This is a genomic window from Arthrobacter sp. PAMC25564, from assembly GCF_004798705.1.
Lineage (GTDB): Bacteria > Actinomycetota > Actinomycetes > Actinomycetales > Micrococcaceae > Arthrobacter.
In genome coordinates this window covers 108981-128493 of record NZ_CP039290.1, presented here as the reverse complement: position 1 = coordinate 128493, position 19513 = coordinate 108981, and the positions used below count along the sequence as shown (strand labels likewise).

Annotated in this window: 17 protein-coding genes; 9 read left to right on the top strand and 8 right to left on the bottom strand. The window is 69.3% G+C overall.

Annotation, left to right across the window (positions count from 1 at the left end):
- The first annotated feature begins 98 nt into the window (after positions 1-98).
- Positions 99-404, top strand: coding sequence for a hypothetical protein (locus E5206_RS00585; RefSeq protein WP_136320784.1), 306 nt, complete (start codon positions 99-101; stop codon positions 402-404).
- Here E5206_RS00585 and E5206_RS00580 read toward each other — a convergent pair.
- Positions 401-1024 (bottom strand): VTT domain-containing protein, encoded by a 624-nt coding sequence (locus E5206_RS00580; protein WP_136320783.1) that lies wholly within the window; start codon positions 1022-1024, stop codon positions 401-403. The two genes, E5206_RS00585 and E5206_RS00580, sit on opposite strands and share 4 nt — an antisense overlap.
- Positions 1025-1092: 68 nt before the next feature.
- On the bottom strand, positions 1093-2022 hold the full coding sequence (locus tag E5206_RS00575; RefSeq protein ID WP_136323886.1) for an RluA family pseudouridine synthase: 930 nt from the start codon (positions 2020-2022) through the stop codon (positions 1093-1095).
- Between the two features lie 221 nt (positions 2023-2243).
- On the opposite strand from E5206_RS00575, the gene E5206_RS00570 reads away from it, so the two are divergent.
- Complete coding sequence (locus E5206_RS00570; RefSeq protein ID WP_136320782.1) at positions 2244-2912, top strand: helix-turn-helix domain-containing protein; 669 nt, start codon at positions 2244-2246, stop codon at positions 2910-2912.
- On the top strand, positions 2905-3597 hold the full coding sequence (locus E5206_RS00565) for an SRPBCC domain-containing protein (protein ID WP_136320781.1): 693 nt from the start codon (positions 2905-2907) through the stop codon (positions 3595-3597). Before E5206_RS00570 ends, E5206_RS00565 begins: the two co-directional genes overlap by 8 nt.
- Before the next feature lie 111 nt (positions 3598-3708).
- Here the strand turns inward: E5206_RS00565 and E5206_RS00560 are convergent, their stop codons facing one another.
- Complete coding sequence (locus E5206_RS00560) at positions 3709-5214, bottom strand: PLP-dependent aminotransferase family protein (protein ID WP_136320780.1); 1506 nt, start codon at positions 5212-5214, stop codon at positions 3709-3711.
- 61 nt (positions 5215-5275) lie between these two features.
- Here E5206_RS00560 and E5206_RS00555 point away from each other — a divergent pair, with 61 nt between their 5' ends.
- Positions 5276-5881, top strand: a complete 606-nt coding sequence (locus E5206_RS00555; protein ID WP_136320779.1) for a hypothetical protein — start codon at positions 5276-5278, stop codon at positions 5879-5881.
- Positions 5882-5959: 78 nt separating this feature from the next.
- Here E5206_RS00555 and E5206_RS00550 read toward each other — a convergent pair whose 3' ends face one another.
- The 4 genes from E5206_RS00550 to E5206_RS00535 form a co-directional block, all read right to left on the bottom strand.
- Positions 5960-6793 (bottom strand): DNA-formamidopyrimidine glycosylase family protein, encoded by an 834-nt coding sequence (locus E5206_RS00550; RefSeq protein WP_136320778.1) that lies wholly within the window; start codon positions 6791-6793, stop codon positions 5960-5962.
- On the bottom strand, positions 6786-11819 hold the full coding sequence (locus tag E5206_RS00545) for an ATP-dependent helicase (protein WP_136320777.1): 5034 nt from the start codon (positions 11817-11819) through the stop codon (positions 6786-6788). Before E5206_RS00545 ends, E5206_RS00550 begins: the two co-directional genes overlap by 8 nt.
- A gap of 73 nt (positions 11820-11892) precedes the next feature.
- Positions 11893-12531: a DUF4232 domain-containing protein gene (locus E5206_RS00540; protein ID WP_136320776.1), complete on the bottom strand. Its 639-nt coding sequence runs from the start codon at positions 12529-12531 to the stop codon at positions 11893-11895.
- 457 nt (positions 12532-12988) lie between these two features.
- Complete coding sequence (locus tag E5206_RS00535; protein ID WP_136320775.1) at positions 12989-13201, bottom strand: hypothetical protein; 213 nt, start codon at positions 13199-13201, stop codon at positions 12989-12991.
- A gap of 230 nt (positions 13202-13431) precedes the next feature.
- Between E5206_RS00535 and E5206_RS00530 the strand changes: the two genes are divergently transcribed.
- From E5206_RS00530 to E5206_RS00510, 5 genes are all read left to right on the top strand, one after another.
- Complete coding sequence (locus tag E5206_RS00530; RefSeq protein WP_136320774.1) at positions 13432-14589, top strand: AI-2E family transporter; 1158 nt, start codon at positions 13432-13434, stop codon at positions 14587-14589.
- 78 nt (positions 14590-14667) lie between these two features.
- On the top strand, positions 14668-16197 hold the full coding sequence (locus E5206_RS00525) for an HlyD family efflux transporter periplasmic adaptor subunit (RefSeq protein WP_136320773.1): 1530 nt from the start codon (positions 14668-14670) through the stop codon (positions 16195-16197).
- Positions 16198-16227: 30 nt separating this feature from the next.
- The gene (locus E5206_RS00520; RefSeq protein WP_346763461.1) at positions 16228-16920 is read left to right on the top strand and encodes an ABC transporter ATP-binding protein; all 693 of its coding nucleotides are present in this window, start codon (positions 16228-16230) and stop codon (positions 16918-16920) included.
- Entirely contained in the window at positions 16917-18161 is a 1245-nt protein-coding gene (locus E5206_RS00515) for an ABC transporter permease (protein ID WP_136320771.1), read from the top strand. The genes E5206_RS00520 and E5206_RS00515 overlap by 4 nt, the downstream gene beginning before the upstream one ends.
- A gap of 7 nt (positions 18162-18168) precedes the next feature.
- Positions 18169-18747, top strand: a complete 579-nt coding sequence (locus E5206_RS00510) for a hypothetical protein (RefSeq protein WP_136320770.1) — start codon at positions 18169-18171, stop codon at positions 18745-18747.
- 5 nt (positions 18748-18752) lie between these two features.
- Here the strand turns inward: E5206_RS00510 and E5206_RS00505 are convergent, their stop codons facing one another.
- Positions 18753-19412: a GntR family transcriptional regulator gene (locus E5206_RS00505; protein ID WP_136320769.1), complete on the bottom strand. Its 660-nt coding sequence runs from the start codon at positions 19410-19412 to the stop codon at positions 18753-18755.
- Positions 19413-19513 lie beyond the last annotated feature (101 nt).

Sequence of the window (19513 nt, the reverse complement as noted above, 5' to 3'; positions counted from 1 at the left end):
CCTGCCGACGCTCCCTCAGGCGTCGCAGTTTTTTCCGGACGCTCCCTCACATCAGGTGCGGGAGCGAGCGTTGGCGGCGGCGCGGCTAGGGTTGTTCAATGCCGTCGTTCCAGACCAGACTCAAGATCACCGGGCTCAAGCCGGGCAACCCTCCGGAAGCCGTGATGGCCGCGGCGGTGGAGGCGCTGGAGACGCGCCATCATGTGGAATCAAACCAGTTGGAGCTCGCCGGCGGCGTTCCCCAGCTGAACCTGCGCTTCCTGGTCGAGCCCACCTCCTACAGCGGCGAGAACAGCCAGGCCCGGGAATCGGCAGCGATGATGCGTGACGCCGTCGAACGCGTTGCGGTCACCGGAAACCTGACGGTCCTGCGCCGCAACCGCGGCCGCTGGGCGCCCGTCTAGAAGTCCAGTTCCTCGTCGGGATCAGCGGCGGGGGGCCGGCTGCCCCGGCGGCGGGTCACGATCACGCCCACGACGGCGCCGATCACCAGCCCCGCGCCGACGCCGATCAGCGAACTCGCCCAGAACGGCAGCCTGGTGGCCGAGCCGGTGAAGTAGCCCAGGCTGACGGACCAGGCCGCCCAGAGCGTCCCGCCCAGTGCCGCGCAGAGGCTGAAGCCGCGGGTGGAGACGTTGGCAATGCCCGCTGCCGCCGTCGTCGCGAGCCGTCCGCCCGGGATGAAACGGACTCCGATGATCGCGGCGTAGGTGGAGGACCGGCCGGCCCTGGCGATGGCCCGATGGACTGCCGCATGGAACGCCCGGCCCCATTTCCAGCGGTCGATCACATGGCTCAGGCGCCGCTTAAAGAGCTGGAACACCAGCATGTCGCCGAGCCAGGAGGCTGCAGCGGCGAGGATCACCACCACGACGGCGTTGGCACGCCCCTCGGCCGAGAGCGCGCCGCCGGTGATGACCAGCATCTCGGACGGGACCGGCGGGAAAATGGCGTCGCCAAGGACCGTAGGGATGATCCAGAAATAGATCGCCGCCCCCCAGCTGTCCGCATTGCCCAAGTCCATGGGCACAAGGTACCGCACTTCAGGCCGGTCCCCGACCGTACCGCGGCTGCCGACAGGCCTGTGACAGGCTAGCGTGCTTCGCTGAGTTCCAGCTGGCTGCGGTACTCCACCGGCTGCCTGCTGACGGGATCGACGAACCGGATCCCGCGGGCCAGGAGCTGCAGCGGCTTGGAGTAGTCATCCGGGGCCTTGTCCAGCAGCTCCGGATAGAACGAGTCGTTGACGATCCCCAGCCCCAGCGACGCCATGTGCACACGGAGCTGGTGGGTCTTGCCCGAGTGCGGCTCCAGCCGGTACAGCGCGTTTTCGATGCCGGGAGCGGCGCCGAACGTCCGCAGCCGCTCGATCCGGGTCTCGGTGTTGGGTTCGCCGTCGATCACCTCGGCGAGCAGGTAGCTGCGGGACTTGGTCATCCGGTTCCGTACTATGACGGGGAACTTCACCGCGGGATGGCCCGGTGCGGGCTCGGCGGCGGCCACGCACTCGTATTCCTTCTGGACCTGGCGCTTCTCAAAGAGCACCTGGTACTTGCCTCGGGTCTCGGGGTTGGTGGAGAGCAAGAGGATGCCGGCGGTCATGCGGTCCAGCCGGTGCATCGGGATGAGGTCCGGCAGATTGAGCTGGTTCCGGAGCCGGACCAGGGCCGATTCCTGGATGTACGTGCCGCCGGGCGTGGTGGGCAGGAAATGCGGCTTGTCCACCACCAGCAGGTGCTCGTCCTGGTGCAGGATGGTCAGCTCCACCGGGATCCGGGTCTCCGGCGGCAGCGTGCGGTAGTACCAGATGAAGGTGTGGTCCTGCAGTGGCGTCGCGCGGTCCAGGGGGAGGCCGGCCTGGCCGACGATCTCTCCGGCGTCGAACCGGTCCTCGATGCCCTGGGGGTCGATGTGGCCCCAGCGGTGCATCATGTAGTCCATCGCGGTATCCCAGGGCCCCTCGTCCGGCAGGCGCAGGCGCGTTGCGTTGACGCCGTCGCGCACGGGAAGGGGGGATTGCATCACCGGTCCATTCTACGTGTCCGCTCCCGGCCGGTCGGCGTGCTGCCCCGCCCGCCTCTCGCCCGCCGCACCCCCAGTTCGCGGGAGGCCTGCCCGGTCGCCGCACGCGTCCGGCGAACGGCAGACTTCCGGCTACGCCGAAGGGCCGGACACGCGACCGCCGGTCACCGAACAGAAAAAAGTTCTTGACAAATAAAACTGTCGGCAGGCATGCTTGACGCATGTTGGACATCGCAGTGATCGAGGACCCGGCCGCTGCGGAAGCGTCGCTGGATCCGATCCGGACCCGCATCCTGCAGGAGCTCGCCCGGCCCGGATCGGCCACACAGCTCGCCGCCAAGGTCGGATTGCCGCGGCAGAAGGTCAACTATCACCTGAAGGCCCTCGAGCGCCACGGGCTGGTGGAACTGGTGGAGGAGCGGCGCAAGGGCAACGTCACCGAGCGGGTCCTCCAGGCCACGGCTTCCTCGTACCTCATTTCGCCGGTGGCGCTCGCTTCCGTGGCGCCGGACCCCCACCGGTTCTCGGACCGGTTCTCCGCCTTCTGGCTGCTCGCGCTCGCCGGCCGGATGGTCCAGGAAATGGGCCAGCTGATCGCGGGGGCCACGGCGGCGAAGCAGAAACTCGCCACCTTCGCGATTGACGGCGAGATCACGTTCCGTTCCGCCGCCGACCGGGCCGCCTTCGCGGAAGAGCTCGGCGCCGCCGTGGCCCGGCTCGTGGACCAGTACCACGACGGCGGCGCCTCGGGCGGAGCCGGGCCGGGCGGCACCCCGGCGGGTGGCGGGCGCAAGCATCGCCTCGTCGTCGCGCTTCATCCGGCACTCAAACCCGCGGCACTCAAACCGCCACGCACCACCCCACACGCAAAGGAGCAGGAGAATGACTGACAAGCGGAATTTCGAGATCGTCTACGACACTGAGCTGCCCGGCACCCCCGAGCAGGTCTGGGAGGCGGTCACCAAGGACACCCCGGCGTGGATGTTCCCCACGGACCAGTGGCCGGCCGTCAGGACCATGGACGAGTACCCCACCCACCTGGTCTCCCGGATGGACGGCCCGGACGGCTGGTTCAACCAGCTCGAGCACGTGCTGGAACCGCTCGACGGCGGCCGCGCCCGGCTGCACTACGTCCACAGCGGCATCTTTGCGGACAACTGGGACGAGCAGTACGACGGCGCCAGCAAGCACACCGCGTTCTACCTGCACACCCTTGGCCAGTACCTGAAATACTTCGGCGGCAGGCCCGTCGTGTTCACGGATATCCAGGCGCCTGCCGCGTCGCAGACCCCGGACGGATTCAACCGGCTCAGGAGGGCACTGCGCATGGACGGCTCCGCAGCGGGCAGCGCGGTGGAGCTGGAGCTCGACGGCGTCGGGAAACTGGCCGGGGAAGTCGACTTTTCCAACGAAAACTTCCTGGGCCTGCGGACGGCCGACACGCTGTACCGGTTCTTCGGCCGCAACGCATTCGGCGCGCCGGTGGGCATGACCGTCCACGATTTCAGCGGCCGCGGGGACTCCGAAGCCACAGCCCGGGCGTGGGGCGGCTTCCTCGAGAAGGTCTACGCGTAGGAGTCCCGCCCGCCGGCGCCGTGCGGATTACCTGGCGCTGCGCAAATTACCCGGCGACCCCCGGATTCGGGCGTCGCCGGGAAATTTACGCAGCGCAGGGAATTCCCCGAGTCAGGCGATGGCTGCGGCCGGCGCGACCACGAGGTTCCGCCGCAGCTGGGGAGCGGCCTCCACCCTGTCCTGGGCCGAGCGCAGCGCACGCACGGCGGTCTCCAGCTGCTCCGGCGGCAAGGTGAACGGCACCCGGAGGTAGTGCTCAAACGCCCCGCCCAGCCCGAACCGGGGGCCGGCGGCGAGCCGGATGCCGAAGTCGGGTGCGATCACTGCAAGCGCCGTGCTGATCGGCGCCGGAAGCCGGCACCACACGGACAGGCCGCCGTCGGGCCGTTCCGGTTCCCAGCCTGGCAGGTGTCCGCGCACCAGTTCCAGCAGGATGTCGCGGTTCCCGCGCAGCGCGGCGAGCCGGGCAGGAAGCGGCTCCGTCATGGCGTTGACCAGATGCGCCGCGGCGAGCTGTTCCACCACGGGGCCGCCGAGGTCCAGGGTGGTGCGGGCGGCAGTGAAGCGCTGGATGAGGGGTTCGCTGGCCCGGATCCAGCCGGTCCGAAGCCCCGCCCAGTGCGACTTGCTGAGGGAACCAAGCGAAACCACAGCCGGGCTGAACGCGGCCATGGGAGTGGAGCCGGCGGCGTCGAGGTTCAACTCGCGCAGTGTCTCGTCCACCACCAGTACCGTGCCCGAGGCTGCTGCGGCACGTATGAGCCGGCGCCGCTGCGGATCGGACATCAGCCGCCCGGTGGGGTTGTGGAAGTCCGGCACCACATAGGCCATCGCGGGCCGCTGCTGCAGCAGTGCGGTCTCCATCGCGTCGGGATCCCAGCCGGGCGTGGCGCCGGCCACGGCGGGAGGCATGGCCACCGGCACGGGACGGCACCCCGCGGCGCGGATGGCGTCGAGGGCGTTCGGGTAGCTCGGATGCTCCACCAGGACCTTGTCCGCTCGGCCGGCGAGCGTGCGCAGGATGATGTTCAGGGCATGCTGTGCGCCGGAAGTCACCAGGATCTGCCGGGCAGTGGTGGGAACGCCCGACGCCGAATACCGCGCTGCGATCGCCTCCCGGAGCGCGCCCACGCCGAGCGCGTCGTAGCCGAAGCCGGGCAGCAGTGCCGGCAGTTCCGTCAGCGCGGCCGCAAAGGCCCGGTGCACCACCTCACCGCTGGCCGGCAGTGAGGCATAGGCAAGGTCCAGGAGCCCGGGCGGGACGGCCAGGCCCGGCGCGCCGCTGAGGCTCGATGCTCCGGCCGCCCCGTCTGCGCCTCCGCCTCCTACGTTCCGCGGCCCATGACCCGGGATGCAGGTCCGGCCCCTGCTGCCTTGGCCACTGCTCAGGAAGCCCTGCTCGCGCAGCGAGGAATAGGCTGCGGTCACGGTGGTGCGGCTGATGCCCAGGGCCGCGGCGAGGGACCGCTCGCTTGGCAGCGCGACGTCCAGCGGGACGCGGCCGTCGAGGACCAGCAGGCGGACGACGTCGGCCAGCTCGCGGTAGGCGGGGGCGGTGCCGAGGTGCCACCCGCCCAGCAGGCGGGCGAGGGAACCGGGATTCAGGGAGCCGGACATAAGGCCAGTATCTCAAACTGGATATGGAATACAAGGCCAGTTTTCCGGGAAGATGGGTGCCATGATGCCCCGCAGACTCCTCCAGCTTCTTGTCGGCCTCGCCCTGTACGGCGTTTCCCTGGCGATGTTCATCCGGGCCGGACTGGGACTGGACCCCTGGGACGTCTTCCATCAAGGGCTGGCCGGCAGGGCAGGTCTGAGCATAGGCACCGTGGTGGTGATCGTCAGCTTCCTGGTGCTGCTGCTGTGGATTCCGCTGCGGCAGTGGCCCGGCGTCGGCACGTTGTGCAATGCCGTGCTGGTGGGGGTCTTCGCGGACGTCGGCCTGGCGCTGATCCCGGAGTTCTCCCAGCTGGGCGGACAGATCGGCATGCTCGCCGGAGCCGTGGTGCTGAACGGCATCGCCTCGGCGTGCTACATCGGAGCCCGCCTCGGGCCCGGCCCCCGGGACGGCCTGATGACCGGGCTGGCCCGGCGCACCGGATGGTCCGTGCGGGTATCCAGGACCGGCATCGAAGTGGCGGTGCTCGGAGCCGGCTGGCTGCTGGGCGGCTCCATCGGTGTCGGCACGGTGGTCTACGCGCTGGCCATCGGCCCGCTGGTGCAGCTTCTGCTGCCACGGTTCACCGTTCCGGAGCCGAAAGCGCTGCAAGCCGCAGCGCACTGACGCCGAACGTTGCCGGCGACGCGGGAATCAGTCCGCGCCGGGTAATGTGAGCGTCGCAGGACCGGATCCGCAGCGGTTCTATTCGGGCGCCGGCTGGCACCCCGGGCAGTAATAGATATCCCGTTCCTCGGTCCCTGCGGCCGTGGCTAGGACTCCACGGCGTACCGGCGTTCCGCACTTCAGGCAGGGCTGGTGCTCTCGGCGGTACACCCAGTAGCCGGGCCGCCCGGCCATCCGGGCCACCGGGATGCCCCGTGCATGGAGCACCGTGGTCCGCGGGCCCGGCCCCAGATTGGCTTCCAGCAGGGCTTTGGCGCCCGCAATCAGTCCGCCCAGGTCACCCACCGCGGAGACCGGGGACGCCGGGTGGACGCCCGAGCGGAAGCATGCCTCGCAGCGGTAGATGTTGCCGATTCCCGCCAGATTCCGCTGGTCCAACAGCGCGACGCCGATCGGAACCCCGGGTGCGGTGCGGATCCGCCGTTCGGCCTCGGCCAGGTCCCAGTCGGGCCCGAGCAGGTCCGGGCCGAGGTGGCCCACGACCGAGTCCTCCTCGGAGGTACGCACCACCTCCAGGATGCCCAGGGAGAACCCGACGGCGTCTGCCGCCGCGGTGCGCAGCACACACCGGGCGGTGAACCCGGGTTTCCGCCAGCGGCCTCCCGGCGGGTAGACCTGCCAGGCGCCTTCCATCTTCAAATGCGAGTGGATGGTCAGGCGGTCCTCCCGAGACGGGCCCTGCAGCCGCATGAGCAGATGCTTGCCGCGCGGCACCACCTCGTTCACAGTCCAGCCATCCAGCTTGAGCGTGGCGAAGCGCGGGACCCGGAAGTCGGAAGAAATCAGCTGCTGCCCGGCCAGCGCCGCCTGAAGCTGCGCCGCCGCGCGGAAGACGGAGTCGCCCTCAGGCACGGATCCTCAATCCCTTCGGTGTGGAGTAGGCGCCGGCCTGGGCCAGGGCGGCGGCGACGGGAGTGTCCAGGATGCCGTGGCCGTTGACCTTTTCCATGATCAGCTTGTCCACCGCGCCGCGTTTCACCACCCCCACCAGCGCCGCGCCCGCCGCGGCCAGGATCCCGGCGTCGTCACTGAACGCGAGCAGGGTCTTGCCGCCACGCTCCACATAGAGGACCAGGGCGCCGTCGACGAGCACCACCAGGGCGCCGGCCTTCCGGCCCGGGCGGTGGCCGGTGCCGGCTTCGACGTTGAGCGCAGGCCACGGCAGGGCAGCACCGTAGGCGTTGGCAGGGTCGGTGGCGGCGAGGGCCAGCGCGACCGGCTCGGGCTTGGACAGCTGGGTATCCTCGGCGAAGGACCGCAGCCGGTCCACCGTGGCCGGGACGGCAAACTGTGCGGCGCCGAGGTGTTCGATGAAGTACCCGCGGCGGCACCGGCCGGCCTCCTCCAGCCGCGCGAGCACCTTGTACATCAGGCCGAAGCCGCCCAGGATGTTCTCCGCCATGACCGATCCGCGGGTGACCACCCCGTACCGGTCCAGCAGGAGTTCGGCGGTGGCACGGGCATGGATGGTGGGATCCAGTTCGGGGGCAGGCAGCGCGGACCAGCGGCCCGCGGCGAGCGGGGGAGTAGGCGCCGCGCCGGTGGCGGAACCGTAGCGGCCTCCGGTGAGCCCGGGCGAGCCCAGCAACCCGGTGCCGTGGGCGCGTCCCAGCCGGCTCAGCCGCGGTGCCCGGGCCCGCGGCGCGCGGGCGACCTGCCGGTGGGCGGTGTGGCCGCCGGCGATCAGGGCGCGGACCGGCGCGAACGTGTCGCCGGTGAGACGCCCGGCCCAGGCGAGGTCCCACAGCGCGGAGACCACATCCTGGTCGCTCAGCACCGTATCCATGCCGCCGGCAATCCCGGTCAGCTGCCGGAAGAAATAGCCGCCGCCGTTGTTCCGCAGGTGCTCCAGGAGCCGCAGCTGCGCGTCGCCGGGCACAAAGTCGATGGCGGGGTTCAGCGTCAGTTCGGCCGAATCGGCCAGATGCAGGCTCACCCACCCGTCATTGCCCGGCAGCGAGCCCGCGCCGGACCAGAGGACCTCGCCGGCTGCCATAAGTTCATCGAGCATGGCCGGCTGGTAGTCGGATACCCGGCCGGCCAGGACCAGCGGCTCCCAGGCCGACGCCGGAATGGGCACCCCGGAGAGCTGGTCCACGGCGGTGATGATGCCGTCCAGCCCACGCAGCGCCGGCTGCCCGCGGCGGCTGCCGGGGGCGCGGACGTTCTGCCAGGCCGGAAGGAAACGGCCATAGGCGGCGGAGTCCACGGGTTCGACCTCCGCGCGCAGCGCGGCGAGTGAACGGCGGCGGAGCTTGCGCAGGACCTCGGCGTCGCACCACTCGCTGACACTTGCCGGAGGCAGAACGACCGGCAGAACGACAGACGGGGCCGTGGGGGCTGCAACGCCGGCATCCGCGTCCGGTGCTGTCCCTTCCGGGGGCGGGGCATGGGGGCGGAACTCGCCTTCCACCACCCGTCCGTCCGCGGCGAGCCGCTTCAGTGCGGTGCCGACGACGGCGACGCCGAGTCCCAGCCGGGCGGCGGCTTCGGCCGAGGTGAACGGCCCGTGGGTGCGGGAGTAGCGCGAGACGAGATCCCCCAGCGGATCCGCGACGGGCTCGATGAAGGCCAGCGGCACGCCCATCGGCAGCGGCACGCCAAGGGCATCGCGCAGGCGGGCGGAGTCCTCCACCGCTGCGTAGCGTTCGACGCCGCCGACGTTGACCTTGATGGCGCGGTTGGCGCGCTGGAGAGCCGCGAGGTGCGCCGTGGCGTCGGCGGGGGAGGCCGCCGCCTTGACGGGCCCGTCCACCGGACCGGGCCCGGGCATCGAAGCCGCCTCCAGCCGGGCGGCGACCTCGTCCGGCGTGAGCGGGCCGAGCAGGCGCAGGAGGTCCGCGACGCCCTCAAGCCCGCGCGCCCGCCGGTCCGGAGCCAGGCGCTGCAGCTCACGTTCGGTGGCGTCGATGACCTTGGCGTCGAGCAGTTCGCGCAGTTCCACCCGGCCCAGGAGCTCGTTGAGCAGGGTGGAATCCAGTGCCAGGGCCGCGGCCCGGCGTTCGGCGAGCGGGGAGTCGCCCTCATAGAGGAACTGCGCGACGTAGCCGAACAGCAGGGACTTGGCGAAAGGCGAGGGCTGCTGGGTGGTGGTCTGCACGATCCGCAGCTCGCGGCGCTCAATGGAGGCGGCGATGCCCTTCAGGGCCGGAAGGTCGTAGACATCCTGCAGGCATTCGCGCACCGTTTCCAGCACGATCGGGAAGGTGGGGTATTTCCGGGCGACATCCAGCAGCTGGGCGGACCGCTGCCTTTGCTGCCACAGGGGCTGCCGTTTCCCGGGATTCTGCCGGGGCAGCAGCAGGGCGCGGGCAGCGCACTCGCGGAAACGGGAGGCGAACAGGGCGCTGCCGCCGACCTCCGCCGTCACGATCTGTTCCAGCTCCTCGGGATCAAAGAGGAACAGCTCGGCGCCGGGCGGCTCGTCCTCCATCATTGGCACGCGCAGCACGATGCCGTCGTCGGCGGCCATGGCGGAGCCGTCCATCCCGTACCGCTGGTGCAACCGCTGCCCGACGGCCAGGGCCCAGGGTGCATGGACCGGCATGCCGAAGGGGCTGTGCAGCACCACCCGCCAGTCACCGAGTTCGTCATGGAAGCGCTCCACCACGAGGGTCGTGTCGCAGGGGACCACCTCGGTGGCCAGCTTTTGTTCGGCCAGGTACTGGATCAGGTTGTTCGCCGCGAAGTCGTCCAGGCCGCTCGCCTTGCAGCGTGCGGTGGCGGGCCCGACGTCGGACGCGGAAAGTTCGCGCATGAACGCGCCGAGGGCACGGCCGAGGTCAACCGGCCGGCCGAGGGAATCGCCCTTCCAGAAGGGAAGCTTGCCGGGCTGGCCGAAGGCCGGGGAGACCAGGACGCGGTCGTGGGTGATGTCCTCGATCTTCCAGCTGGTCGCGCCGAGGGCGAAGATGTCGCCGACCCGGGACTCGTAGACCATTTCCTCGTCGAGTTCGCCCACCCGGCGCCCGCCCTTGGCCGCCGCCGCGGCCGGGCTCGCGGCCCGCCCGTCCGCGCTGGCAGCCCCGGAGCCCTCCGCCTCGGTGCCGATGATGTAGACGCCGAACAGCCCGCGGTCCGGGATGGTGCCGCCGGAGGTGACGGCGAGCCGCTGCGCCCCCGGGCGCCCCTCGATGGTGCCGGCGTTGCGGTCCCAGATGATCCGCGGCCGCAGTTCCGCGAATTCATCCGAGGGGTAGCGGCCCGCCAGCAGGTCCAGGGTCGCTTCGAAGGCGGAGCGGGGGAGCGAGGCGAAGGGTGCGGACCGCCGGACCGTGGCGAACCATTCCTCCACGTCAATGGCACCCAGGGCAGTGGCGGCGACGGTCTGCTGGGCCAGGATATCCAGCGGGTTGGCCGGAACGCTGAGCCGCTCGATCTTGCCGCCCAGCATCCGTTCCACCGTGATGGCGGTGTGCACGAGGTCCGCCCGGTGCTTAGGGAACAGGACGCCCTGGGAGATCTCGCCGACCTGGTGGCCGGCACGGCCCACCCGCTGCAGGCCGCTGGCCACCGAGGGCGGGGATTCCACCTGCACGACGAGGTCCACGGCGCCCATGTCGATACCGAGTTCCAGGGAGGAGGTGGCCACCACACAGCGCAGCCGCCCGGACTTCAAATCGTCCTCGATCAGGGCGCGCTGGTCCTTGGACACGGAGCCGTGGTGGGCCCGGGCCAGGACCGGATCGGCGCCGGCCGTACTGCCGGCCTGGGCCATCATGTGCGCCGGCGTGGCGGTGGAGGTGGAGGTGGAGGCGGGCAGCGACGCAGCACCGCCGGACGGCACCGGAGCCGGTGTGGTTTCGAAGTCCGGCGCCCCGGCACCAAACCCGTCCCGGCCGCCGGCCGCCGCCATCAGCCGGCGCTCGGCGTAGATCTCGTTGAGCCGTGCCGTCAGCCGTTCGGCCAGCCGGCGGGAATTCGCGAACACGATGGTGGACTGGTTGGCCAGCACCAGATCGACGATCTTCTCCTCCACATGCGGCCAGATGGACGCCTGCGGCTGCAGCCCGGATGCCGGGCCGGAGTCGAAGGCCCCGGCGGCTCCCTGCAGATCGGACATGTCCTCCACCGGGACGGAGACGGTCAGGTCCCAGTTCTTCCGCGACGGCGGGGCCACGATTTCCACCGGTGCCGGGCCGGCGAGGAACTGCGCCACGAGCTCCCTGGGCTCCACGGTGGCCGAGAGGCCGATCCGCTGCGCCGGCTTGGGCAGCAGGGCGTCGAGGCGTTCCAGCGATACCGCCAGATGTGCCCCACGCTTGGTGCCCGCCACGGCGTGGACCTCGTCGACGATGATGGTGTCCACCTCGCTGAGGGTCTCCCGCGCCTTGGACGTCAGCATCAGGAACAGCGATTCCGGGGTGGTGATAAGGATGTCCGGCGGGTGGCTGAGCAGCGTGCGGCGCTCCGACGCCGGCGTGTCCCCGGACCGGACCCCGACGGTGATCAGCGGCGCGGGCAGCCCGAGGCGTTTGGCGGTCTGGGTGATGCCGATCAGCGGGGCGCGGAGGTTGCGTTCGACGTCGACACCGAGCGCCTTGAGCGGGGAAATGTACAGCACGCGGGTCTTCCGCTTGGGCGCCTTCCGCCGCGCGGCCTTCAACGCCGCAGCGTCCAGGCCGGGCAGTTCCTCCGGTCCGGCGGCGGTGGAGACCAGCAGCCGGTCCAGCGCCCAGAGGAAGGCCGCGAGCGTCTTGCCGGAGCCGGTGGGGGCCACGACGAGGGCATGCGAACCCGAGGAGATGGCGTTCCAGGCACCGTCCTGGGCCGGGGTGGGCGTGGAAAAAGCACCCAGGAACCAGTCCCGGGTCGGCCGGCTGAACCGGTCCATGGCACCGGCCGCAAGTGTGCCGCCGGCGAGCTCGCGCCCCTTCATCCCTCCATCATGCCTTACGGCACCGACAGTCTCCGGCGGCGGTATCGTCAGCCAAAAGCCGCCACGCTGACGGCTACTTGGCCTGGAAGGCCCCGATGGTCAGCAGGGCGATGCCTGTATTGCTGCAGGCGTCCCGTGGCTCGGCGAGGAACAGCGAGGCGGTGTCCTCGGGCGGGTAGACGCGGAGGCCGGCAGCCTGGGTGCGGGTGCAGTCGTTGTAGTTGCCGGCCTGGGTGTAGCGCAGTGTTGCGGTGCCGGCCTGGCCCGGCGCGAGCAGGACGTCGGTTACAGGGGTGGATTCGTCGCGGGTTGCCGGCGCGCCGATCGGCTCGCCGTTGGCGTCGGCGGTGAGGGAGACTCCGGCGAAGCCTTTCAGGAGGCAGGGCCCGGTGCCGGTGTTCGTCAGGATCAGCTGCATGTAGACGCTTCCGGCGGCGCCGCCGCCGGTGGAATCGGTGCTGGCGGTCAGGCTGGCGGCCTTGCACAGGGCGGGCCCGGACGGTGTGGACGCCTGCGTTGCCGGTGCCGAAGAGGACGGGGCCTGGGGCACGCCGGAACCGTTCGACTGGGTCGACGCGCTTGCCGACGGGGCCACCGTTTCGCTGACAGCCTGGGCCTGCGGTTGGCTGGCCCCGCAGCCGCCGAGCAGGAGCGCTGCCGCGGCAGCCGCCGTCGTAATTACCAGTTTGTAGTTCATTCGCTGAGGCCTCATGGCTCAACTTTTATGCCCGGCGTAGCCTTAGTCAACGACGCCACGGCGGCGGGTCCTGATTGATGCCCGGATTGTGATTTCCGGGCAACAACCGGGGCCAACCGCCATGTGACGGCCGCTAATCTGTTTCCGGTCCCCGGCAGTAGTGGCAGTCATCCGCGCAGGATCCGTCGTCGATCTCGACCTCGTCCCGGCGGGCTGGGGTGCGGGAGACCTGTTTCTTGTGCAAAGTCACGATGATTCCTGGAGGTCGCTGGCGGGAAACGCTGATGTGACCCAGCTAACCGCGTGTGGCGGGAGCGGCTCAATGGGCCAACGGACGGAGACGGCCGCTGCGCGTTGTGCATGCGTCCAGCGGTCTCGAGGGTGTCAGCGGTCCAGGCGCATCCAGCGGCGGCGCAACTCCAGGGACCGGAGCCACGGGGACCACCGCGCCGGATGCCGGGATTTTTCCGGCCTAAGCGATCAGCGCATGGAGGTCGACGCCGAAGAAGGCCACCAGTGGCCAGAGTAGGATCGCCGCCAGGCCTTCCATGATATTGCCGGGGATGTTCCAGGCCACCAAGTATCCATGAGTGGCGGCGACCAGCAGGCCGATGGCCAGATAGGCCAGCCCTATGAAACCAATTCCACGTCCGCCCAATCGGCGTCTGCCAAATCCGCGCATCATCGCTTCTCTCCCGTGATGGGTGGGAGCTAAAGTCTATTCCGCACCTGCCTCCATGGATATGGGCGGACCCCACAGTTCAGGCCAGGGCCTGGCTGCTGGGCCGGCAGCGGATTTCTGAACTGGCCTCGGCCGGACTCGGGGTCCTGGGGCGCGTGATCGCCCCCGCACGGACAACGGCGTGAAGAATGGAACTGAAGGATCACACAAGCCGGCCCGAAAGAGGAAACCCCATGCCTGAAACTACAGGCGGCACCGCGGCGCCCAGCCCGGTTACATCGAATGAAACCGCCGGGAGGCCACCCACAGGCCTTCCGCCAATCTGGTCCGGGCCCCTGGGCAGGGCAAGCATCCGTTCTGTCCAGATCCTGCTGGTCGCGGCCCTGGCGTGGGCGATTCTGTGGGGACTGACAAGGGTCCCGCTGGTCATCATTCCGGTCACCATCGCCCTGATCCTGGCTTCCGCCATCTCGCCCCTCGTGCGCTGGTTGACTGGCCATGCCTGGCCGCGGGTACTGGCCGTGCTGGCATCTTTCGTCGCGATCCTGGCCGTGTTCGGCGGCGTTATCACCGGTATCGTTTTCCTGATCCGATCCCAGTGGCAGGAGCTTTCCGTCCGGGCACTCGCCGGAGTGGACCAGCTGCACGCCTTCCTGAACAACGGGCCCATCCCCGTCAGCGACGTGCAGATCAACGCCACCCGCGACTCCATCAAGACCTTCTTCGTCAGCAGCGCCTTCGGGACCGAGGCCCTCACCGGGCTGCGCGTCGCCGGCGAAATCGCCGCCGGGGCCGTCTTGCTCGCAGTGATCCTGTTCTTCTTCCTCAAAGACGGCGAAAAGATCCGCGACTTCCTGTTCGGATTCCTTCCCGCCGGCCACCGCGCCAAGGCGCATCTGGCCGCGCTGCGCAGCACCGCCGTCCTGGGCGGCTATGTGCGCGGAACAGCCATCGTCGCAGCCGTCGACGGACTGGTCGTCGGCCTCTCCCTGCTGATCCTCCGGGTGCCGCTCGCGCTGCCGCTGGGAGTGTTCGTCTTCATCGGCGGATTCATCCCGATCGTCGGGGCGACGGCGGCGGGCACCCTGGCGGTAGCCGTCGCGCTTATCTCCAACGGGCCCGTGGCGGCCCTGATCGTCCTGGCCGTCGTCATCGGAACGAACCAGCTCGAACACCATTTCCTCCAACCCGTCCTGATGGGCCGGGTGCTGAGCATCCACGGACTGGTGATCCTGCTGGCGCTGGCCGCCGGAACGACCCTGGCGGGCATCATCGGGGCCCTCCTGGCCGTGCCGCTGACCGCTGTGGGATGGACCGTAATAAAAACCTGGTCCGGCCGGGATGCCCCGGCCCTGGAACCTGGCGGCCCGGCGTCTGAGGCCCCTGCCTGACCGGAACTGGGTCCCCCGCCGGGCTGGCTCCCACGGTTTTCCCGGTATCTCCCCAGCAACGGCGGTTATGGTCCATCCATGACCTCAAAAACCCTTGTCATCAACTCTGCCCTGGGCGCTGTGATTCTGGCGCTGGGCGCCGGGACATACCTCTCCGTATCGGCCGCAGGCTCAACTTCGCCGGCGGCTTCTGTCCGGACGGTGGCGGTAGGCAAGGCAACCATCGCGGCGGTTGCGACGGCGTCGGGCAACGTATCTCCGGCGGCGACGACGGTGGTCAACGCGCAGAACTGCACCGGGCCCATCCTTTCCGTCAGCGCAACGCTCGGCCAGCAGGTGAGCGCCGGCCAGCAGCTGCTGACGATCGATCCGACGAATGCGCAGAATGCGCTCAAGGCAGCGCAGGCCCAGCTGGATTCGGTGAGTGCCCAGGCCAACCAGCAGCAGGTGTCCGCCGCCGGCCAGGTGTCCTCCGCCAACCAGAGCCTGGCCAACGCGCAGCAGTCGGCGAACCTGGACGCTTCACAGCTGGCTGCTGCCGTGGCCGCGGCGCAGAAGGCGGTGGATGCGGACAACGCGGCCCTCTCAGCCGCGCAAGGTGCGCCCGTTCCCACTCCGAAGCCCGCCAACTGGGTGGACCCGGTGGCGGCGGCGCAGAACCAGCTGACGAAGGACCAGCAGCTGCTGACCCAGGCGCAGAACCAGCAGTCCTCCACGCAGCTGAAGGACAAGCAGCAGGTCTCCACCGCCAGCACGGCACTGGGCAACGCGCAGAATTCGGCGGCTTCCGCCGGCGGGGCCAACGTCACCAGCGCCCAGCTCGCGGTCGACACCGCGCAGGGCAACCTGGCCTCCTGCAACCTGAATTCGCCGGTGGCCGGCACGATCACGGCCGTCAGCGCGACGGTCGGCGCCTTGACTGGCGGCTCCGGCTCGGCGTCCTCAGGCTCGGCGTCCGCCGGCACGGGTGCCTCCGGGGCCTCCGGAGCCGCCGCCTCGACATCCTCCGGGTCGTCCTCCGCTTCGGGCAGCGGACTGGTCACGATCAGCGACACCGCGCACTTGCAGGTGGTGGCGGGCTTCTCCGAGTCGGATATCGCCAACATGAAGCCGGACCAGACCGCGCAGTTCACGTTCCCGGCCCTGACCCAGGATGCCACCGCGACGGCGGTCACCGGCAAGGTCGTCTCGATCGCCCAGACCTCAAGTACCAGCAACGGCGTCGTGACCTACCCCGTCACAGTTTCGATCGCGAATCCGCCGGCGACGCTGCGGCTTGGCCAGAGCGCCAACATTTCCGTCACCACCGCCACAGCCGACAACGCCTTGGTGGTGCCGAGCCTGGCCGTGACCACCAGCGGCACCCGCCAGAGCGTCAATGTCGTCAAGAACGGGGCCACGACTCCCACCAAGGTCACCACCGGGATTTCCGCCAACGGCAGGACCCAGGTGCTTACCGGTCTTTCCGAAGGAGACCAGATTGAACTGCCGGCGATCTCCAGCACCCTGGACAGCGGTACCGGCACCGGCAGCACGGGCAGCGGGTTCGGCGGGGCCGGATTCGGCGGCGGAACGCGCGCCGGCGGCACCCGGAACGGCGGCCAGTAGGCCATGACGGCGGTGATCGAACTGTCCGGCGTGAGCAAGGTTTACGGCAAGGGTGAAGCGGAGGTCCGGGCGCTCGACGGTGTCGACATCTCGATTGAGCGCGGCGACTTCGTGGCCATCATCGGGGCGTCCGGATCGGGCAAATCGACCATGATGAACATCATCGGCTGCCTGGATGCCCCGACCTCGGGCAGCTACCTGCTGGACGGGATCAACACGGTGGAGCTGGACGAATACCAGCAGGCCCAGATCCGCAACCGCAAAATCGGTTTCGTGTTCCAGAACTTCAACCTGATCTCCCGGACCCGGGCGGTCGACAACGTCGCCATGCCGCTCGCCTACGCCAAGGTCGGCCGGCATGACCGGCGGGGGCGCGCGCTGGAGATGCTCGACGCCGTGGGGCTGGCCAGCCGGGCGGACCACAAGCCCTCGCAGCTTTCGGGCGGCCAGCAGCAGCGCGTGGCCATCGCACGGGCCCTCGTCACAAATCCGGTCCTGCTGTTGGCCGATGAACCGACGGGCGCCCTTGACTCGCGCTCATCCGCGGAGATCCTGGACCTCTTCGACAAGCTCCATGCATCAGGCCGGACCATCGTTATGATCACGCATGAGATGGACGTCGCCGAGCGGGCCGGGCGCGTGGTGCGCATGCAGGACGGCCGGATCGTTTCCGACGACCGTCAGCGGCCACTCGGCAGCCGCGTCCTGGCGGTGGCGCCATGAACCTGCTCGAATCAGCCCGGTTCGCCCTCTCCGGGGTCGCGGCCAACAAGATGCGCTCGGTGCTGACCACCCTGGGGATCCTCATCGGCATCGCCGCCGTCATCGTCCTGCTCGCGGTCGGCGCCGGCACCAGCAACGCCATCAGAGCCCAGATCGGCAAGCTCGGGACGAACGTGCTGACGGTGAACCGGTCAACCGCCGTCGGGGGACGCGCCGGTGCCGGGGCCCAGCCGGGTGCGAGCCGCACCCGCAGCACCAACCTCACCATCGAAGATGAACAGGCCCTGACGGATCCGGTTCTGGCCCCTGACATCGCCCGCACGGCGCCGATCGTGCAGGCGCAGGGGGTGACCGGAACCTACAGCAATGCCACGCACGCCGTGGCCAGCTTCCTGGGGACCTCGTCGTCGTATTTCGACATCAGCGACAGCACCGTGGCTTCCGGCGCGCTTTTCACGGATGCCGACACGCAGGCCGCAAATCCGGTCGCCGTCATCGGCAACACGGTCGCTGCCGATCTGTTCGGGAACAACACCGGCTCCGCCGTCGGGCAGACCATCCAGCTGAACGGCCAGAACTTCACCGTTGCCGGCGTACTGAGCATCAAGGGATCGTCCGGGCAGAACGACCCCGACGACGTCGTGGTGGTTCCGCTGTCCGCGGCGCAGAACAAGTTCACCGGCTACTCGCCGACGCTGGCATCGATCACGGTGCAGGCGAAATCAGCCGAAGTCATGAACCAGGCGCAGAACGAACTGCAAATGATCCTGGATGCCCGGCACCACGTCGATGCCAGCAACCGCGACTACCAGATCCGGAACCAGGCACAGATCCTGACCACCGCCACCACTACGACGCAGACCCTGACCACCCTGCTGGGAGCCGTGGCCGCGATCAGCCTGCTGGTCGGCGGGATCGGCGTCATGAACATCATGCTCGTCACTGTTACCGAGCGCACCCGGGAGATCGGTATCCGCAAGGCCATCGGGGCCTCGCGGGGGAGCATCGTCGCCCAGTTCCTGATTGAGTCGCTGATCATCTCGGTCATCGGCGGTGTGGTCGGAATTGTCATCGGCTTTGCCGGCAGCGCTTTCCCGATCCTCGGTGTCCAGCCTGAGGTCCAGGCGTGGACAGTTTGGGTCTCCCTGGCGGTCTCGGCCTTCATCGGCCTGGTCTTCGGCGTCTACCCCGCGAACAAGGCCGCGAAGCTGCGGCCCATCGATGCCCTCCGTTACGAATAGGACTTCCATGAAGAATTTCTTCCCCGAGAACAGCGCCACATCCCGTAGCCGCCGCGCTGCGGACATGCCGGAGCTGGCTCCGGCCGGGCCGGTGTTCACCGAGGCGCTGACAGCCCCCATGCCCCTCGGCGATTGGCAGCTGGAAGAAGCGTCAGCGACCGCACACCAGACCGCAGACCAGACCGCGGACCCGACGGCTGACCCGACGGCGGTCGATGGCGTCCCGGATGTACCGGTGACCGACGACGAGCCTTTCGTCCCGAAGCTCAGATACGTGATGGGACGCTCCACCAAAGTGCTGGTGTGCGTGCTGCTCGTCGCGGGGGGCGTTTTTGCCGGTTCCGCCGTCCAGAAACAGATCGACGCCGGGGGCCGGGCGGCCAGGGTCGGCAATTTCCAGGGCCCGGGGGCCGGAACCGGAAACGGGGCCGGAAACGGGGCCGGAACGGGCAACCCGACGACCGGCCAGGGACGCCGCAACGGCGGTACCGGAACCGGTGGTGCTACCGGAACCGGGGGAGCGGGGACCGGCGGTGCGGGCTCCGGCACGCAGCCCGGGGCCCCGGCCCAGGGCGCCGGCCAGTAACGGACCTAGGCGACGAGATTGTCCGCGGCGGTGTCCATGTGTTCCCGGATGGTTTTGCGGGCCAGGGAGGCATCGCCGGTTTCGATCGCGGCCACGATGTCGTGGTGCCGGTCCACGCTCATGTTCTTGACGCCTTTTTCCAGCCCGGCGAACATGATGGACATCCGGATGGACCCTTCCAGCGATTCCCACGAGTGGAGCAGGGTTTCATTGCCGGTGAGGCGGCACATGGTGCGGTGGAACTCGAGGTCGGATTCGATCCTCTTTTCGAGAGTGCCCTTCGTGGCTGCCGACATGGCGTCGATGGCGGCCCGCAGCGAGCTAATGACGTGTTGCCGCTCGGGGAGTTCGCAGAGCGTGCGGGCGGCCAGTGATTCCAGGGCGGCGCGCACCGAGTAGATGTCCCGGATTTCCTTGGCGTCCAGATGGCGCACGGACAGCCGGCCGCGTGGTCCGGCGGAGAGCAGGCCTTCCTGTTCCAGTTGCCGGAGTGCCTCGCGGAGGGTGCCGCGGCTGATCTGGAGCATGTCGGAAAGCTCGGTTTCCACGAGGTGGCGGCCGGGCTCGAGTTCTCCGCTCGTGATGGCGATGCGCAGGGCGGAAAGCGCCTGCTCACGGAGGCTCTTCTTTTCCAGTCCAAGAAGCGGTGCTGTGGCTCCGGCCATCGTATTGGTCCTCTATGTCAGTGGTCGACTGTTTACATTTGGTGTGTTAACAGTTGATGTTACGGCAGAAGCGCGGAACCGGCGGTGAAACGGCCCCGCGC